Source organism: Tistrella mobilis, assembly GCF_039634785.1.
Taxonomy (GTDB): domain Bacteria; phylum Pseudomonadota; class Alphaproteobacteria; order Tistrellales; family Tistrellaceae; genus Tistrella; species Tistrella mobilis.
In genome coordinates, this window is record NZ_JBBIAB010000002.1 from 230,211 (window position 1) to 247,840 (window position 17,630).

The 17,630-nt window shown below is 69.1% G+C and carries 14 protein-coding genes; 10 read left to right on the top strand and 4 right to left on the bottom strand.

Annotated features, from left to right (window positions below; genetic code table 11):
• Nucleotides 1-1,510: 1,510 nt before the first annotated feature.
• From WI697_RS03925 to WI697_RS03935, 3 genes are all read right to left on the bottom strand, one after another.
• Nucleotides 1,511-1,813: a type II toxin-antitoxin system RelE/ParE family toxin gene (locus tag WI697_RS03925; protein ID WP_345957454.1), complete on the bottom strand. Its 303-nt coding sequence runs from the start codon at nucleotides 1,811-1,813 to the stop codon at nucleotides 1,511-1,513.
• The gene (locus WI697_RS03930; protein ID WP_345957455.1) at nucleotides 1,801-2,073 is read right to left on the bottom strand and encodes a CopG family ribbon-helix-helix protein; all 273 of its coding nucleotides are present in this window, start codon (nucleotides 2,071-2,073) and stop codon (nucleotides 1,801-1,803) included. Before WI697_RS03930 ends, WI697_RS03925 begins: the two co-directional genes overlap by 13 nt.
• A gap of 858 nt (nucleotides 2,074-2,931) precedes the next feature.
• The gene (locus WI697_RS03935; RefSeq protein ID WP_345957456.1) at nucleotides 2,932-3,939 is read right to left on the bottom strand and encodes a GNAT family N-acetyltransferase; all 1,008 of its coding nucleotides are present in this window, start codon (nucleotides 3,937-3,939) and stop codon (nucleotides 2,932-2,934) included.
• Between the two features lie 94 nt (nucleotides 3,940-4,033).
• On the opposite strand from WI697_RS03935, the gene lanM reads away from it, so the two are divergent.
• Complete coding sequence (gene lanM / locus WI697_RS03940) at nucleotides 4,034-7,234, top strand: type 2 lanthipeptide synthetase LanM (protein WP_345957457.1); 3,201 nt, start codon at nucleotides 4,034-4,036, stop codon at nucleotides 7,232-7,234.
• Between the two features lie 261 nt (nucleotides 7,235-7,495).
• On the opposite strand, the gene WI697_RS03945 is transcribed toward lanM, so the two are convergent.
• A complete protein-coding gene (locus tag WI697_RS03945; protein ID WP_345957458.1) occupies nucleotides 7,496-8,527 on the bottom strand; it encodes a GNAT family N-acetyltransferase in 1,032 nt (343 codons plus the stop codon).
• A 214-nt stretch (nucleotides 8,528-8,741) separates the two neighbouring features.
• Here WI697_RS03945 and WI697_RS03950 point away from each other — a divergent pair, with 214 nt between their 5' ends.
• From WI697_RS03950 to WI697_RS03990, 9 genes are all read left to right on the top strand, one after another.
• Nucleotides 8,742-9,092 (top strand): hypothetical protein, encoded by a 351-nt coding sequence (locus WI697_RS03950; protein WP_345957459.1) that lies wholly within the window; start codon nucleotides 8,742-8,744, stop codon nucleotides 9,090-9,092.
• A gap of 118 nt (nucleotides 9,093-9,210) precedes the next feature.
• Entirely contained in the window at nucleotides 9,211-9,381 is a 171-nt protein-coding gene (locus WI697_RS03955) for a hypothetical protein (protein WP_345957460.1), read from the top strand.
• 91 nt (nucleotides 9,382-9,472) lie between these two features.
• Complete coding sequence (locus WI697_RS03960) at nucleotides 9,473-9,724, top strand: type II toxin-antitoxin system ParD family antitoxin (protein WP_298647444.1); 252 nt, start codon at nucleotides 9,473-9,475, stop codon at nucleotides 9,722-9,724.
• Nucleotides 9,725-10,039, top strand: a complete 315-nt coding sequence (locus WI697_RS03965; RefSeq protein WP_345957461.1) for a type II toxin-antitoxin system RelE/ParE family toxin — start codon at nucleotides 9,725-9,727, stop codon at nucleotides 10,037-10,039.
• A gap of 8 nt (nucleotides 10,040-10,047) precedes the next feature.
• Complete coding sequence (locus tag WI697_RS03970; protein WP_345957462.1) at nucleotides 10,048-11,871, top strand: glycoside hydrolase family 3 protein; 1,824 nt, start codon at nucleotides 10,048-10,050, stop codon at nucleotides 11,869-11,871.
• 87 nt (nucleotides 11,872-11,958) lie between these two features.
• Nucleotides 11,959-12,471 (top strand): RNA polymerase sigma factor, encoded by a 513-nt coding sequence (locus WI697_RS03975; RefSeq protein WP_345957463.1) that lies wholly within the window; start codon nucleotides 11,959-11,961, stop codon nucleotides 12,469-12,471.
• Between the two features lie 122 nt (nucleotides 12,472-12,593).
• A complete protein-coding gene (locus WI697_RS03980) occupies nucleotides 12,594-13,613 on the top strand; it encodes a FecR family protein (RefSeq protein WP_345957464.1) in 1,020 nt (339 codons plus the stop codon).
• Nucleotides 13,614-13,915: 302 nt separating this feature from the next.
• A complete protein-coding gene (locus WI697_RS03985) occupies nucleotides 13,916-16,912 on the top strand; it encodes a tubulin-like doman-containing protein (protein WP_345957465.1) in 2,997 nt (998 codons plus the stop codon).
• Between the two features lie 7 nt (nucleotides 16,913-16,919).
• Nucleotides 16,920-17,624: a hypothetical protein gene (locus WI697_RS03990; RefSeq protein WP_345957466.1), complete on the top strand. Its 705-nt coding sequence runs from the start codon at nucleotides 16,920-16,922 to the stop codon at nucleotides 17,622-17,624.
• Nucleotides 17,625-17,630: the final 6 nt, after the last annotated feature.

The following is a 17,630-nucleotide window of genomic DNA, read 5'->3' on the forward strand; positions in this document are numbered from 1 at the left end:
CGGCCTTCGCCGGGATGACGGTAGAAGGGGTGTGCAGTGGGTGGCGAGGTTTGGATCGGACATAGAGGCCAGGCTTTTGGGGGTGGTTTTGCGGGGGCATCCCGGGTCGCGGGGGTATGTGGGCCGCGGCCGACTGCGGATAACCCAGTGGAATTATTATGCTATTGATTTTATCGTGGAAAAAGAAATAACGGACCGAGACGCATAACCGCTTATGTAAATGGCTTGAACCCGACGGAAACGGTGCTTTTCGGAGGGCCCTTGACAAGGGCTTGGAAGGAGGGGAGTTTAAAGGCGTGACCAATCGCTCCGGTCATGGAAACTAAATCGGCGTCTTTGTCGGCGCCCCGGAGGTCGGTTTAAAGGCGTGACCAATCGCTCCGGTCATGGAAACCGGTCGTCATAGTAGTATACTCGGGCTTTTCAGTTTGAAGGCGTGACCAATCGCTCCGGTCATGGAAACTCGTGCCCCACCACTTGTCTACACGGTGGGTTTGAAGGCGTGACCAATCGCTCCGGTCATGGAAACCGCGCAACCCGGTCCCCCCGGGTTGACGGTCGATTCAGCCCTCTGACCATCCCCGCGCCGCGCCGTTGATGTCCGGCGCTGTCGCTGCCAGTCCCGGCACATCCTCCCCACCGTCATCCCGGCGAAGGCCGGGATCCAGGTTCGTTCCCCCACAAAGAACGCTGAACGCCCTGGTCCGGTGGTGATGGCCGACATGGTGGTCCGCACGCCCGGTCGCCTGTCCATTCCCGTGGACGCCTACCTGGATCCCGGCCTTCGCCGGGATGACGGTAGAGGGGGTGTGCTGTGGGTGGCGAGGTTTGGATCGGACATAGAGGCCGGAAGGCCTGGCCATTTGCTCCGGTCATGGAAACCGCGCAACCCGGTCTCCCCGGGTTGTCGGTCGATTCAGCCCTCTGACCATCCCCGCGCCGCGCCGTTGATGTCCGGCGCTGTCGCTGCCAGTCCCGGCACACCCTCCCCACCGTCATCCCGGCGAAGGCCGGGATCCAGGTTCGTCCCCCCACAAAGACCGCGGAACGTCCTGGTCCGGCGGTGATGGCCGACATGGTGGTCCGCACGCCCGGTCGCGTGTCCATTCCCGTGGACGCCTACCTGGATCCCGGCCTTCGCCGGGATGACGGTAGAGGGGGTGTGCAGTGGGTGGCGAGGTTTGGATCGGACATAGAGGTTTGAGGTCATGACCATTTGCTCCGGTCATGGAAACCCTGCAACCCGGCCTCCCCGGGTTGCCGGCCGCTTCAGCCCTCTGGCCATCCGCGCGCCGCGCCGTTGATGTCCGGCGCTGGCGCTGCCAGTCCCGGCACATCCTCCTTACCGTCATCGCGGCGAAAGGCCATCGTCAGCGCCCATGCCGGGTGGTGGTGTGCGGCCGGCCGGCTGCGATGCCGCCAGCTTCGACCGGCTGCATGAGCGGTTCCGGCGGGTGGCCGCGGAGCATGGGATCGGGTGGGAGGTGGGGGGCCTGTAAGGGCCGGGTGGTCAAGGCAGCAGATAGCCGGCTTCCTTCTGGTGCCGGAAAGCCAGCACATACACGGCCGTCTCGCCCGGAACATGACGGTAGAGCGCCGCATAGCCGGAGTGACCGAACGGGATCAGCAATTCCCGCAGATCCGAGCCGTCGGAGAACGGGCGACCGATATCCGGGTGAGAAGCCAGCGACACCAGGTATCGATCTATGGTTTGGCCTGCCCGTCGCGCAGCATCGGGCGCCTTGGCCGCCAGAAAGGCCTGGCAGCGCTGGATGCCGCGAACGGCATTCCTGGTGACGATTACCTGTGGCACCGCGGCGCCGGCGTCTCGCCCTCAGTGCCCCAGCTGTTCAGCCAATCGCTGACTTCCTGGCCGGTCAGGTGCAGGCTGTCCGTCTGATACGCGGCCCAGGAGGCTTCGGCCTCCCGTCGGAAGTCGTCGCGGGCTTCCTCGCGTTCGACATATTGCCGGATCGCTTCAACCGTGACGGCATCGACGGAGCGACGGCGGCGGCCTGCTACCTCGTGGAGGCGCCGTTCGAGGTCGTCATCAATCTTGAGAGAGGTCGACATGACACTCACCTTCCGGAACGATCCCTTGATAATTTAGGCCCCTGTGGGACGGGAATCCAGCCTCTTCGCCTGCTGCCGGCGGTCCCGGCGCCGTCGCTGAACGGGCGGATGCCTTTCGGCTGTGCCGCGGCGGATGGGGCGCGTGAACGGATGGAAATCGCCTAGTGGAAATGCTAAGATATTGATATTATGATTGAAAACGCCGACAAGAATTGGAGTGCATAACCCGTTATGCAAATGGGTACGACCCGACGGAAACCGTGCTTTCGGAGGTCTCTTGACAAGGGTTTGGAAGGAGGGGAGTTTGAAGGCATGACCATTTGCTCCGGTCATGGAAACCAGAGAATAACCAGATGGTTTTCTGCTTCTGTTTGAAGGCATGACCATTTGCTCCGGTCATGGAAACTTCATCCTGGTCTTCATGCTTAACCCTCATTAAGGTTTGAAGGCATGACCATTTGCTCCGGTCATGGAAACCGCGCAACCCGGTCCCCCCGGGTTGACGGTCGATTCAGCCCTCTGACCATCCCCGCGCCGCGCCGTTGATGTCCGGCGCTGTCGCTGCCAGTCCCGGCACATCCTCCCCACCGTCATCCCGGCGAAGGCCGGGATCCAGGTTCGTTCCCCCACAAAGAACGCTGAACGCCCTGGTCCGGTGGTGATGGCCGACATGGTGGTCCGCACGCCCGGTCGCCTGTCCATTCCCGTGGACGCCTACCTGGATCCCGGCCTTCGCCGGGATGACGGTAGAGGGGGTGTGCTGTGGGTGGCGAGGTTTGGATCGGACATAGAGGCCGGAAGGCCTGGCCATTTGCTCCGGTCATGGAAGGTGCCCGGGCCGGGCGGGCGGTCGCGTGTTCACGGCGGCGTCTGCGGTCGCACCCAGTGGTTGAAACTGTCCGTCAGCTGCAACCCCGCCCGTTCCAGCATGCGGCGTGAGGCGGTGTTGGTGGCGTCGGCCCAGGCGGTGATCGCCTGGCGGCCATGGGTCCAGGCGTGGGTGATCATCTCGCGGCAGACCAGGTCGGCGGCGCCGGAGCCCCAGTGGCGGCGCAGGCAGGCGCATTCGCTGCCGAGCAGGCCGTCATGGCCGGCGGTGAACAGCAGATAGGCGGCGAGGTCGTCGTTCCGGCTGGCGAGGATCAGGCCGCTGCCCGGGGGGCTGAGCGCGGCGCGGATCACCCGGCCGGTCAGGCCGGCGCCGTCGCCGCGGGCGCCGAAACAGCGGTTGTGGATATGGGCGACCCGGTCGAACAGATCGGCGCAGGCCTCCGCCTCGGCCGCGGTGATCAGCCGTGTGGCATAGCCGCGCGCCAGGGCCCGGTCGGCATGGGGCACCTCTGTGGCACGAAGCGGGGCCGGGTCGCGGCGATAGCGCACCCGGCCGGCGCGTTCCCGGAACCCCCGGGCGCGGAGCAAAGCAAGAGGCTCGGTCCGGCCGGGCAGCGGGGTGTAGCGGGTGTCGCAGGCGGCGCCTTCCGGCCTGTCCCTCTCCCTTGCCAGGGCTTCTCGGTTCAGGGCCTGGTCCAGGCAGGCGGCCAGCGCCTCGGGGTCGTCGGCCGGGCACCAGATTACCAGGTTGACGAGGCCGCGGCCGTCGGGGCGGCGGGTGCGGATGCTGGTCAGCACCGCGCGCAGCCGGCCGTCCAGATGCCAGAATTCGTCGCGCACCGGATCCTGCGTCCGGGTGTTGCGGATGACCAGACGTTCGGCGGCGCCCGGCTCGGCGGCCATCCGGCGCGTCTCGGGGTCGGCATGGGCGGCGAGGAAGGCTGCAAGCATGGCGGCGGTGTCGGCGGTCAGCGGGGTGAAGGTTCCACGGGGGAAGGTTCCACAGGGGGAGGTTCCATGGGGGTAAACCGCCATCGGCGTCGTGATCCTGGGGCTGCTGCAGGGAAGGGCCGATCGTGAGTATATGATCGCCACGCCCTGCCAACCACGAGATGGATACCGGGATGTGATGGCCGTTGACCTGGACTGGTCCGCCCTGGCCGCTGCGGCGGCCAGCCTCGACGAGCGCCTGTCGGGCGGTTTCGCGCCCGTCGATGCCCCCGACGCGGCGGCGCGGGCCGCGGCGGCGCTGGATCTTTGGGTCGAGGCGGCGACCGCCGGCGACCGGGCGCGGTTCGACCGCATGCTGACCCGCCGGGGGCTGACGCTTGAGGCGGTGCTGCCGCTGCTGGGACCGGTGCGTTTGCAAGCGGGGGGCGCGCTGCCCGGCTGGACCCGCCATGCCCGGCCGCTGCTGGCGGCGCTGATCGATGGCCGGGATGGCGGCCGGCCCTGCCCGGCGGCGGCCTGGGACGAGATCCCCTTCGCCGGGCTGCTCTGGCCGGCGGTGGTGGAGGCGCGCCGGGCCCGGGGCGCGCCGCCCGTGGGGCTGATCACCGAGACGGCGCTGGCGGCGCTGGACATCGCGCTGCTGCGGGCCTTGAGCGAGGTGACCGGACAGAGCCTGTTCGAGAGTTTCGATTTCTACCGCCGCGCCGGCGGCGGGCCGGCAGAAGAGGCACCGGAAGGGTGCGGGCTGGTGGCGGGTTTTGCCGCCGCCCTGCGCGCGGGGCCGCTGCTGAACCTGATCGCCGCCCGGCCGGTGATGCTGCGCCTGGCGGCGACGATCCGCGGCCAGTGGATCGCCGCGACCGGCGATTTCCTGGCGCGGCTGGCGGCGGATCGGGGCCGGCTCGACCGGCTGATCGGCCGCGGCGCCGGGCGGGTGGCCGCGATCGCGACCGAGCTGTCGGACCCGCATGAGGGCGGGCGGCGGGTGATGGTGCTGACCTTCGAAAACGGCGCCCGCCTGGTGTGGAAGCCGCGATCGCTGGCCGCCGAGGCCGCCTGGCATGATCTGGTGCAATGGTGTGCGGCCAATGGCGCGCCGGTGGCGCTTGGGGCGGCCCCGGTGCTGGATTGCGGCAGCCATGGCTGGATGGGCTTCGTGCCCCAGGCGCCTGCCTTGACCGCGGCCGGAGCGCCGGATTTCTGGCGCCGGGCGGGCGGGCTGCTGGCGGTGATGCATGTGTTGCGCGGCAGCGACCTGCATCACGAGAATGTTCACATCGTCGATGGCGTGCCGGTGCCGGTGGATCTGGAGGCGATGCTCCAGCCCGATCTGGCCCTGGTGCCGGCGGCCGCGGCCGTGCTCTGCGCCGACCAGGCGGCCCGGCGGCGGCTGGAAAGCTCGGTGCTGGCGGTGGGGCTGTTGCCGCGCGAACAGCGGCTGGCCGGGCGGCCGGTGCGGATGGGCGCGCTGGCGCCGGTGGGCGAAGAGACCGTGCGGCTGCCCGGGTGGACGGCGGTCAACCGCGACGCCATGGCCTTCGAGGTGCAGACGGTCACCCGGCCGACCGCCGGCATCCCGATCACCATCGACGGCCGGCCGGCGATGCCGGGGGCCGGGGCGGCGGATCTGGTGGCGGGCTATCGCGCGATGATCGGCTTTCTGGCCGCACATCGCGGGGCGCTGCTGGCGGCAGAGGGGCCGCTTGCCGGTTTCGCCGCCGCCCGCATCCGCCATGTGCTGCGCCCGACCAGCTATTACGAGCAGTTGCGCCAGGCGGCGCGCCATCCCGGTGCCCAGACCGACGGCATCGCCTGGAGCCGCCATTTCGAACGCCCGATCCGGACGGCCCGCTGGGATCTGGGCGATGGACCGGGCGAGGATGCCGGCTGGGAGTTGCTCGCCCCTGAACGCGCGGCGCTGGCCCGCGACGACGTGCCGGTCTTCACCGGCACCGGCGCCACCGACGGCTGTTTCGCCGAGGGCAGAGAGGTGGCAAAGGGCCTGCTGGAGCCGGCGGTGCTGCCACGCCTGGCGGCCCGGCTGGATCGGATCTGCGCCGAGCTGGACATGCATACCGGCCTGATCCGCCAGGCGATGACCGGGGCCGATCTGCCGGCGCTGCCGCAGCCCAGGCCCTGGGCGGTGCCGGCCGGCGGTTTCGACCCGGCGGCGGCCCGGCGGATGGTCGATGCCATCGCGGCCCGGCTGGCGGAGGATGCCATCCGCACCGATGGGGCGGCGGCCTGGATCGGCACCCGGATCTCTGCCGATGGCCAGGCGCTGGAGCCGGCCGTTCTGGGTGATGATCTTTACGACGGCCGCATCGGCATCGCCCTGTTCCTGGCGGGGGCGGCGGCGACGGATGAGGCGGGCCGCAAGATGCCGGGCGGGCTGGCGCTGAAGGCACTGGCGCTGGAAGCCCTGGCACCGCTCCGCCACCGGCTGGCGGCGGGGCTGCCCGAAGCGGCCGACGGCCTGCAGGGCATCGGCGGTTTCGACGGCTGGGGCGGGGTGGTCTATGGGCTGACCCGCATCGCCGGCCTGCTGGACCGGCCGGATCTGCTGGAGGATGCCCGCCGCGCGGCGGCCCGGATCACGCCCCAGGCCATCGCCGCCGATCGGGTGTTCGACCTGATCGGCGGTGCGGCCGGGGCGATCTGCGGGCTGCTGGCGCTTTATCGGGCGACCGGTGACGATGCGGTGCTGGCCCGGGCGGTCGCCTGCGGCCGCCATATCCCGGCCGATGGCCGCGCGGGCTGGCCGGGGGTGGCGGGCCGCGCGCTTGCCGGCCAGTCCCATGGTGCGGCCGGCATCGTCCAGGCCCTGGCGGCGCTGGCCGCGGCGACGGGGGAGGCGGGCTTCGCCGAAACCGCGCGTCAGGGGCTCGCTTTCGAAAACCGGCTGTTCGATGCCGGGCGGGGCAACTGGCCCGATCTGCGCCGCCCGGACCGGATCACCTTTCCGGTGCAATGGTGCCATGGCGCCACCGGCATCGGCTTCGGGCGGCTTGCGGCACTGGCCATTCTGGACAATGGGGTTCTGGATGACGGCGCGGCGGCGCGGGATCTGGACCATGCCATCGCCTGCAGCTGCGCCACGGCCGACGGCGGGCGCGACAATCTGTGCTGCGGCCAGGCCGGGCGGCTGTCGCTGCTGATCCAGGCGGCGCGGGCGCGGGGGGATGGCGGGCTGATGCAGCTGGCCGACCGGCGGCTGGCGGCCTGGCTGGCGCGCGCCGCCACGCCCGACGGCTTCATCCTGGCCGGCGCCGGCCGGCATCTTCGCCCCGGGCTGATGCAGGGGCTGGCGGGGGTGGGGCAGGTGCTGCTGGAACGGCTGTCGCCGCAGGTGATCCGCCCGGTTCTGGCCCTGGGGTGATGCCCGGGTGAGTCAATGACCGTCGAGACCGGCACCGCTTTCGATTGATGACGGCCTGCGACGGCGCTGAACTGGGGCCACGCCCCGCCGGCGGGCGGCGGGATGATCAGACGGGAGATGATCCATGTCGATGACGGGCATGAACCAGACGACCGGGTCCGCGGCACTCGCCCTGTGGCGGCAGACCGGCGGCGCCGGTTGCGTTGCGGCGGCGCCGGGCACGGGCGGCGATGCGCCGATGGCGGCAGCGAGTGCCACGGCCTACATCTCCGGCTGCCTGGGCGAGGATATGGCGCCGTCGGTGTCCGGCCGCCGCGGCTGATCGTCCGGGCGGCGGTGATCCTGTGGGCCGGGGCGGAGCGACGCCCCGGCCGCCACATGTCGTTCCCAGAGATGATGTTCGCCGGCCAATGTCATGCCGGCGCGCTCCATCGCGCGGCGCGAGGCGGCGTTGGTGACGTCGGCACAGGCCACGACGTCCAGCCCGCGCGGCGCAGAGACCCGTTCGGCCATCAGCCGGCACATGGCATCGATGGCGCCGCTTCGCCAATGGGCGCGGGCCAGACAGGCCTCGATCACCAGGATGCCGCCCGCCATCTGCTGGAACAGAATATGGCCGGCGATCTCGCCGCCCCGCCGGGCGACGATCAGCCCGCTTCCCGGCTGTGACAGACGGCCCTGAACCACATCTGCGGTCCAGTCGGCAACCGAGCCGCGCGCGCCGAGGGTATGGTTGTGGATGGCGGCCACCCGGTCCGCCACCGCCCGGTCCGGCGGCCGTGCCGGATCGTCGAACAGCGCAAGCCCATAGCCGGCGCCGAGCGCCTGGTCCGCCAGAACGAATTCCCCCGGCCGGGGCGGGCCGGCCGGGCGGCGGTATTCGCAAAGCCCGGGCATGCGGGTGAAGCCCCGGGCGGCGAGCCGCGCGGCCGGGGTCGGCTGGTGGGTCTGCTCGGTGATCCGGTAGAGCCGCGCCACCGGGGCGATCCGGTCTTCCCGGTCCAGAAACGCCTCAAGACAGGCTTCCGCCGCCGCAAGCCCGCCCCCGGCGGTCAGGATCTGCGCCGAGACGACGATGCAGCCGTCATGGCGCGGCGCCCGCGCCAGCGTCACCGCCGCCGCGGGGGCCGCGGGGGCACCCTGCAGCCAGGCCTCGGCACCCTGCCGGTCCAGAAACAGCGCCCGAAGATCGGTGGTCGCCAGATAGTCCCGCACATCCGGGGCCGCCCTGGCCATCAGGAAAGCGGCGAAGGCCGGCAGCGTGGTGTCGTCGACGCGGGTCAGGGCCGTCATCCCGTGATCCTCCAGAGGGGTGAGGGGCCCAGCATGACGACCCGGCCGGCGGCGGGCCAGAGGCTGGTAAACCGTCGTCGCCCGGCAGCCACGTGGCCGCTGCATCCGGCCCGGCCCCGATCGAAGATGCGCGCTGCGCAGGCGCGCAGATTTCTGCGCCCGCGCCCCTTTGTCGAACCCGGGAGTCATGATGATGCAGACCACCACCGACATGATGGCCGCCTGGCGCCAGACCGGCGGCGTTCCGTCCGCCGCCGGCCGCCGGATCGGCGCAACCTGCATTGATGTCGATGCATCGGTTTCCGCCGCGGCAGTGACCTTCCGCATGCCCGGCTGCGCGGCGGAGAATTACATCGATGCCGATGCATCTGTCTCGGCGTCGTCGTCCAGCTATCGCGGCCCGCTGTGCTGGAACATCGATGCCGATGCATCTGTTTCTGCCGCGGCAGTGACCTTCCGCGTGCCCGGCTGCGTGGCGGAGGAGTACATCGATGTCGATGCATCTGTTTCCGCCGCCGCGATCAGCTGGCATGGCGGCGTGTGCCGCCCCGCGGGCGCTGCCTGACCGGATCGCCCGCCGGCCCGACGACGGCGCCGGCCGTCTCGCGGGCCGCTGCCCCGATTGCGCCGTCACCGCCCGCCTGCCAGGATCGGGATCCACCCCATCCGGAGGGCCGGCATCCATGACCGAGGCGCGCAAGGCGAAGCTGAAGGCACTGCGTGAGACCATCCAGGCCGCCATTGCCGAGGGCGACGGTGTCGGCGAAGACGAGATGGATCGCCTGCTGGATGCCGAACAGGAGCGGCTGCGCAAGGCGCCGGCACGAACGGCAGCAGGTCTGGCAGGCAGGTAGGCGCAAGGGGCTTGCGGTTCGATGCTATTAATTGTGCAAAAACTGACATCCTGTTAGGATTGAAGGCCAATCCTCCGGAGGGTCAGCTCCCATGAACGTGTCGATCGGTGCGCGCTGGGAAAGTTTCGTCGACAGCGTGGTCGAGGAAGGCCGCTATGCCTCGGCCAGTGAGGTGGTGCGCGAAGGCCTGCGCCTGGTGGAAGAGCGCGAGGCCAGGCTGAAGGCGTTGCGCGACACCATTCAGGCGGCGATCGCCGAAGGCGGAGAGAACAGTGCTGATGATGCCCGCCGGGCAATCGCTGCGGCGGTGGCGGAGATCGGATCCGATCAGGGCTCACGCTGAGTGCCGCGCCTGATTCTGTTGACCCCAGCCGTGCGGGAATTAGCGGCGATCGCGGCTTATGTGATGCAGCGAAGCCAGGATGCGGCGATGGCCGAAGCCTTCGCCGCTGATCTGGTGATGAAGTGCGAGCATCTGGCCAGCCTGCCCGGCCAGATGGGCCGGCCCCGGCCCGAGCTGGCCGCAGGCTTGCGCAGCTTTGTCCATCGCGGCTATGTCATCTTCTTCCGCTATATCGACGACCGGTTCGAGGTGGTGACCGTGCTGGAAGGCCATCGCGACATCGACGGGCATTTTTTTGAAGAGCTGCCGCTCTGAGGGCGCGTTTGGCCGCAGCCCTGATGGCGCTGGTGCTGACGGCCGGCGGTGCCGGGGCGGCCGGGACGGTGCGGCCGGAGATCTGGCCGGTGCCGGCGCGGGCGCTGGCGGCCGATCCGGTGCTGGAGGCGCGGATCGATGCCCTTCTGGGCCGGATGACGCTGGAGGAAAAGGTCGGCCAGACGATCATGGCCGATGTGGCGGAGGTGACCCCCGCCGATCTGGCGCGCTGGCCGCTGGGGGCGCTGTTCGCCGGGGGCAATTCCTCCCCCGGCGGGACCGGGCTGGTGCCGCGCGAGCGCTGGCTGGCGACGGCGGATGCCTATCATGCGGCATCGCTGGCACGCAGCGGCATTCCGGTGATCTGGGGCACCGATGCGGTGCACGGCCACAACCGGCTGATCGGCGCCACGGTCTTTCCGCACAACATCGCGCTGGGGGCCGCGGGCGACCCTGATCTGGTGCGCCGGGTGGGCCGGGCGATCGCGGCCGAGGTGGCGGCGACCGGCCTGGACCAGAGCTTCGGCCCGACGCTGGCGGTGGCCCGCGATGCCCGCTGGGGGCGTGCCTATGAAAGCTTCGGCAGCGACCCCGCTTTGGTCGCGCGGCTGGCGGGGGCGGCGATCGAAGGGTTACAGGGGCCGGTGGGAGCCGATTTCCTGCAAGATGGCCGGGTGATCGCCACCGCCAAGCATTTCATCGGCGATGGCGGCACCACCAAAGGCATTGATCGCGGCGATACGCAACTGCCAGAAGTTGCGCTGCGCGACATCCACGGCGCCGGCTATCCGCCGGCCCTGGCCGCCGGGGTGCAGATGGTGATGGCCTCGTTTTCATCGTGGAACGGCGCCGCGCTGCACGGCCATCACGGGCTGCTGACCCGGGTGCTGAAGGATCGGATGGGCTTCGACGGCATCCTGCTGGGCGATTGGGACGGCCATGCCGCGCTGCCGGGCTGCACCCCGGGCAGCTGCCCCGCGGCGATGACCGCCGGGCTGGACATGTTCATGGCCGCCACCGACTGGCGGGGGCTGTTTCAGGATACGGTCCGGCGCGTGCAGACCGGCGAAATCCCGGCGGCGCGGCTGGAGGATGCGGTGCGGCGGATCCTGCGGGTCAAGCTGCGCTATGGGCTGTTCGACCGGCCCGCCCCGTCGGAACGCGCCGCCGGCCTGCCCGAACCGGGGGCCGCAGCCCATCGCGCCCTGGCGCGCGAGGCGGTGCGCCGCAGCCTGGTCTTGATGAAGAATGCCGGCGATCTGCTGCCCTTGCCCGCCGATATCCGCGTGGGCGTGACGGGGCCCGGCGCCGATGATATCGGCATGCAATCCGGCGGCTGGACGCTGGACTGGCAGGGCGGCACCGGCCGCAACGACCTGTTCCCCGGCGCGACCTCGATCTTCGGCGGGATCGCGCAGGCCGTGACCCGTGCCGGCGGCAGCGCCGAACTGGCGCCCGACGGCCGCTTCGCCACCCGCCCGGACGTGGTGATCGCCGTCTTCGGCGAAACCCCCTATGCCGAAATGGCCGGCGACCGCCCGGATCTGGATTTCGGCCGCAGCGACGGCGGCCGGGCACAGGCGATGCTGCAAAATCTGAAGGCAGCGGGCCTGCCGGTCGTCAGCGTCTTCCTGTCGGGCCGGCCCCTGTTCGTGGGCCCTGAACTGGCGGCATCGGACGCCTTCGTTCTGGCCTGGCTGCCCGGCAGCGAGGGCGCGGGCGTGTCGGACGTGCTGTTCCGGACGGCCGACGGCACCATCGCCCATCCCGTCACGGGCCGTCTGCCGATGGCCTGGCCGATGGAGGGCGAAGAGGTCCGGATTCCGGAATGAGGATGCTAATTCTCGCTATTGATAATCATTCTCAAAAGAGGCACAGTCGCTGACGGCGAGAGCCCCCATGATTACCGGAGCGGCGGCATGACGCTCGATCAACTGCTCGTCGACAGCCAGACGGAACTGAGGCGCTATCTGAGACAGCGCTTCGGATGCGACATGCTGGCGGCAGAGGCCGTGCAGGACGCCTGCGTCCGGCTGTCGGGCACGGCCCGGCCGGCGATCGGGACGGTGCGTCATCCGCGTGCCTATATCTTCCGGGTCGCGACCAATATCGCACTCGACATCCTGCGTCGCGAAACGCGCGAACGCCGCCGGTTCGTTGCGCTGGACGATGCGCCCGAGGCGGTGGAGGTGCCGGTGCCGTCGGTGGAACGCAGCATCGAGCAGCGTGAACGCCTGGCCCTGCTGCGCGGTGCCATCGACGAGCTGCCGCCACGCTGTCGCGAGGTTTTCGTGCTCCACAAGCTCGACGGGCTGAGCCATACCGATGTCGCCGACCGGCTGGGGATCAGCCGCAACATGGTGGAGAAGCACGTCATCCGCGCCATGCGCCATTTCCGGGACCGTCTGGACGCCGCCGGCCATGAGAGCTGAGACGGCGGCGGCCGCCCGCCGGTTGCTTGCGGTGATCCGGACCTTCCGCTAGAACTTGGAGCCGCCGGACCCGCGCCCCCCTTGCCGGGTCCGCCACCAGTAAGGGCGGCGACGACGAGGGCATGGCCGGCGAGCATTCCTCTCCCCAAGGCGACGGACAAGACGGCCGGCCGGCTCCTGTCGACGAGGAGCAGGGCTGGGAACTCTATGCCCGCGCCACCTCGGGCGATGACCCCGACGGCCGCGCAGCCCGTGCCTGGGCCGATTGGCGGCGCCTGTCTCCCGCTCACGAAACCATCGCCCGCCGCATCGAAAGCGTGTGGTCGGACGCAGACGCCCTGGCGGTGGAGGTGGCCGACCGGCCGGCAGAGGGGCGGCAGCGGCGTGCTGCCGTGGTGCTCAAGGCGCTGGCCGCATCGGTGCTGGCGGCGGCGGTGATCGGCTATGGCGCGCTCGCCACCCGCGGCCATTGGCAGGGGGCGATCCGGAGCCTGACCCATGATGTCGCAACCGGCGTGGGCGAGCGGCGCGAGCTGCTGCTGGCCGATGGCAGCCGCATGATGCTGGATGCGGCCTCGGCCGTGGATCTTGCCATGGCGGGCGAGCGGCGCGATGTGATCCTGGCCCGTGGCCGGCTGCTGGTGGACGTGGCCCGCGATCCCGACCGTCCCTTCACCGTGACCGCCGGCACGGTTCGCGCCATGGTGCTGGGTACCAGTTTCACGGTGGAGCGCCGGCCCAGCGGCACGGTCTCGGTCGCCGTGCTTCGTGGCCGGGTACAGGTGGCGGTTCCTCACGAGCGGCCTGAAGACCCCGGCCGCTACCCGCTGGGGCCGGGGGACCGGCTGACCTTCGGGCATGGCGACGTGGCGCTGGACCGGATCGATCCCGACCGGATCGCAGCCTGGACCCGCGGCGTGCTGCTGATCGACGGCCGCCGGCTGGATGATGCGGTGGCGATGATCGATGCCTATCGCGGCGGCGCCAGTTTCATCCCCGAGGCCGATCTGGCCGGCATGCGGGTGAGCGCCAGCCTCAATCTCGACGGCGGCGGCGATGCCGCACTCGACCGCCTGGCGGCGGCGCTGGGCCTGGTGGCACACCACCTGCCGGGCGGGCCGGTGGTGATTACGCGTCGATAATTGCAGTGCTCCGACGAAATATATCGGGAATGCAGGCACTTAAGAACCTGAAATTCATGCAATGGTTCGCTTTCGGTTGCCGATACGACCCTGAGGAAATCATCCAGGCATAAATTTCTACTAAAACGGGATAATTTTCCGTTAAAATATATTATAAGGCGCATCGTGCAGGTCGCAGGAAGCCATGCAATGGTATGGTAACGTGATGACGTATGCATTTGTTCATGCGATATGGGTTTCCAAAATTACCTTTTTAGGCGATCATCCCCGAATATACCAATGGGCTGGGGCGAAGGTTGCCGATGGCAAATCATTTCGTAATCGGTATCGGTGGTACTGGCGGTCGCGTTATCAGATCGTTACGTAAAAGAATCTTCCAGGATTTCGGCGGCCACCGGATCCCGGATGTCGGCCTGGAGTATCTGTATGTCGACTCCAGCGACGAGATGATGAGCCTGGACGACAAGAGCTGGGTGGTGCTGGGCACCAATGTCCAGCTGCGCCCGGCCAGCCAGCTGAAGATCGGCAAGCAGGATCTGACGTCGCGCCTGGCCAGCCTGGACAATTATCCCGGCATCCAGCCCTGGATCGGCGATCGCAAGCTGTGGGACCAGGTGCCGTCGAACGTGGTCAGTGCCGGGGCCGGCGGGCAGCGCCGGCGGCTGGGACGGTTTCTGTTCGCCTGCAATGCCGAGGCCTTCCGCGACAAGGTTCTGCACCTGACCCGCGAACTGACCGAACGGCATCAGCAGCTGGGCGTCACCTATCACGTGGTCTGCGGCCTGGCCGGCGGCACCGGCAGCGGCGCCGTGGTCGATGTGGTCGCCCAGCTGCTCGACAAATCCACCAGCCAGCAGGACCGGGTGGTGGTCTATGCGATCCTGCCCGATGCCAACCCGCAGCCCAACTGGGACAACGGCTCGTATCACGCCAACGGCTATGCCGCGCTGATGGAGCTGAACGCGATGATGCTGGGCCAGTACCGGCCCTTCGACATCTGCGGGTCGGGCAAACGCATCCTCTGCCAGGAAGACCGTTTCAAGGGCGTGTACGTCGTTACCAACGAGAACGAGCGCGGCCGGGCGGTGAATGTGCAGCAGGAGCTGCCGATGATCGTGTCGGACTATCTGTTCGACAAGATCACCGCCGTCGGCGGGTCGCCGGCCGAGACGCTGGAAAATCACGGCGCCGACCCCGAAAAGGTGCCCGGCACCGACATCCCGGCGCGGGCGCGCAACTTCTTCGCCTTCGGCATCAAACGCGTGGCGGTGCCCGAGGAAGAGATCACCGAATTCCTGAGCTACCGCTTCGCCCGGGCGGCGCTGCGCCAGCTGCGCTACAACAACTGGAGCGACGCGTTCGGTTTCCGCGACGAGGCCCCGGACCGCAATTACGACCAGATCGCCCGCAATGCCGACAACCAGGCCCGGTGGCGGGTGACCGCCGACCATTTCCTGGGCGTGGTGCCGGTGCTGGAGCAGGATATCGAGGCCGCGCGCCTGGGCTATTGGGAAAGTTCCATCGAAAGCGAATGGGGCGTGTTCAGCGCCCGCACGGCACCGGCGGTGGCCGAGCTGGAAAAATCCCGCACCTTCGACGAGCTGCGCAACCAGTTCGACGAGGAATACCGGTCCGCCTATCGCGGCGAAGGCGTGACCAAATATTACGACGTTCGCGGCAAGGGCCGTGCCGATACCGCCCGTTTCATCGTGCGCGGCATCGAGCGCGAGATGATCGCCCGCTGGCAGGACGGCACCTATTCGCTGACCGATCTCGTTTCAATCATCCAACGGTTGCGGGCGGATATCGAGGAACGTCTGTCGCGCACCGATGAGGTGCTGCGGACGCTGCGCGAGGACATCCGCGACGCCGAAAACGAGCTGGTCGGCCTGATGGCGGGCTGGAGCAGCCTGGGGATGATCACCCGGCCGCTGCGCTGGCGGACGACCTATGAGCGCTACACCGTGGTCTGCACCCTGCTCTACCGCTTCCAGACCGAGGTGGAGGCGGTGACCTATGGCCAGGGGCTGATGCGCCAGACGGCCAACGAGCTGATCGGCCTGGAAGGGGCGATCAACCGTGCCCTGTCGCGCTTCGACGACGAGATGGAGCAGCTGGGCAAGGAAATCGATGCCCGGCTGAACGATCGCCATGCCGGCGATCTGACCAATGTCTTCGTCAAGTTCTACGACCCCGGGCGGGTGAAGGAGGTCGTCGACCGGCTGTGCATCAACCCGGATGCGATGAAGGCGCTGGCCCAGCATGTCCGCGAGGCCCTGCTGGGGGCGGAGCGTCTGGGCGACGATCCACGCTTCGAGCTGCTGAACGAATCGCTGGTGCGCGGCGCGCTGTCGAGTGTCGTTCGCCAGGTTGCGGCCGAAGAGGCCAAGGCCGCCCATGACGCCAATGTCGAGCTGGATCGGGACCGGATCCTGAACGTGTCGCTGATCCGCCGGCTGCGCGACCGTTTCGGCGCCAACGACCACGAACTGACCAAATTCGCCGTCGATCTGGTCAATGCCGCCGGCGTCTTCGCCCCGTTCAACGCGGTGGAGCGTGGCAAGACCGGCCCGGCCGCCGGTGCCGGATCGGGCGAGATGGCGGTGCGGCCGTCGATCATCGTCAACCGCCCGGCAGCGCCCGATCATGCCGAATTCCTGAGCCGGCTGGACCAGGCCTTCCAGGCCGCCAGCACCGATCTGCTGCCGCCCCAGGCCTATAGCGCCCGGCCGCATGAACTGTCGATCATTTCGTTCGTCGGCAATTTCCCGCTCAGGCATCTGGGGATCCTGGGCCAGCTGCGCGACCGCTATAACAGGCGCATGCAGGACAAGGGCGATGTCGCCCGGCTGGAACTGCACACCGAGGACGCCGCCGCCGAACTGCCCGACCTGTTCATCGCCGAGGCCGGCGGATTGAACAGCCTGCCCTGGCTGATCCTTGCCGATCAGCTGCAGGTGATGAAGGTGGTGACCAACAGCCGCGGCGTGGCCGAGGTGGTGGCCGAAACCAACCGACCCGACGGCCTGCCCAATGACGACATCGTGCTGGGCAAGAACCCGTTCACCGCCCATGAGCGGATCAGATATGCCGAACTGATCCAGATCCGCGACCACTGCAAGCGGCTGCTGGACACGGATTACCGCCATATGGATGCCCGCCGGGAGCTGCGTGCCGGGATCGTGAAGCGGCTGGAGGATGTGGCCGCGTCGGAACCCGACGGCCGGCGCAGCGAACTTTATCGCCTGCACCGCGCGGCGGCGCAGGAAACTTTCGAGAAGATCCTGAACGTGGAGTGACCGGCCGATGGCTCCCGGAACCATGAAGTACGGCCGGTGCCTGAACACCCGGCCCTATGACGGCGGCAAAACCTGCAGCGTGGCCGCCGCAAGGAAGATCATCAGCGCGTCCGACCGCAATTTCGTCTGCCCGGAATGCGGTGCGCGGCTGGTGCCCGCGCCCAAGGGCGGCCTGCCGGTGCTGCCGATCGCCGCCGGGGTGGTGGGTCTGTTGATCCTGGTCGGCGGTGGCTATGGCGCCTGGACGATGTTCGGCGGGCCCGAGGTGGTGGACTATTGCGCCATGTCGCCCGAAGAGCGGCGTGAGACGCTGGACCGCCAGATGAAGACCGAAGCGCTGGACCCCGCGGCGGCCCGGCAGGCCGCTGCGGGTCTGCGCGACGATTGCGGCGATGTCGCCTTCGCGCTGATCCTGCTGCGCGCCGCCGCCGATCAGGGCGACCTGCAGTCGGCGCTTGAGATCGCGCAGCTTTACGATCCGGCGCGGCCGAGCGATGTGCCGGTGCGCAACAGCCTGGTCGATGCCCGGGCCGCCCAGACCTGGTACCGGCGGGCGCTGGCCGGGCAGGAGACGGCCGGGGCGGCGGGCGAGGGGCTGCGGGATCTGAAGACCTGGGCCGAGCGCCGCGCCGCCGAGGGCGACCAGGCTGCGCGGGACCTGGTGTCGCGCTGGCAGGAGACACCGATCAGGAACGGGTCGAGCGGTGGGTGACGGACG

Coding starts and splice junctions, on each gene's coding strand:
- WI697_RS03930 (WP_345957455.1), bottom strand. CDS start 2,073: ATGTCGACCTCTCTCAAGATTGATGACGACCTCGAACGGCGCCTCCAC.
- WI697_RS03935 (WP_345957456.1), bottom strand. CDS start 3,939: ATGGCGGTTTACCCCCATGGAACCTCCCCCTGTGGAACCTTCCCCCGT.
- lanM (WP_345957457.1), top strand. CDS start 4,034: ATGGCCGTTGACCTGGACTGGTCCGCCCTGGCCGCTGCGGCGGCCAGC.
- WI697_RS03945 (WP_345957458.1), bottom strand. CDS start 8,527: ATGACGGCCCTGACCCGCGTCGACGACACCACGCTGCCGGCCTTCGCC.
- WI697_RS03950 (WP_345957459.1), top strand. CDS start 8,742: ATGGCCGCCTGGCGCCAGACCGGCGGCGTTCCGTCCGCCGCCGGCCGC.
- WI697_RS03955 (WP_345957460.1), top strand. CDS start 9,211: ATGACCGAGGCGCGCAAGGCGAAGCTGAAGGCACTGCGTGAGACCATC.
- WI697_RS03960 (WP_298647444.1), top strand. CDS start 9,473: ATGAACGTGTCGATCGGTGCGCGCTGGGAAAGTTTCGTCGACAGCGTG.
- WI697_RS03975 (WP_345957463.1), top strand. CDS start 11,959: ATGACGCTCGATCAACTGCTCGTCGACAGCCAGACGGAACTGAGGCGC.
- WI697_RS03980 (WP_345957464.1), top strand. CDS start 12,594: ATGGCCGGCGAGCATTCCTCTCCCCAAGGCGACGGACAAGACGGCCGG.
- WI697_RS03985 (WP_345957465.1), top strand. CDS start 13,916: ATGGCAAATCATTTCGTAATCGGTATCGGTGGTACTGGCGGTCGCGTT.
- WI697_RS03990 (WP_345957466.1), top strand. CDS start 16,920: ATGGCTCCCGGAACCATGAAGTACGGCCGGTGCCTGAACACCCGGCCC.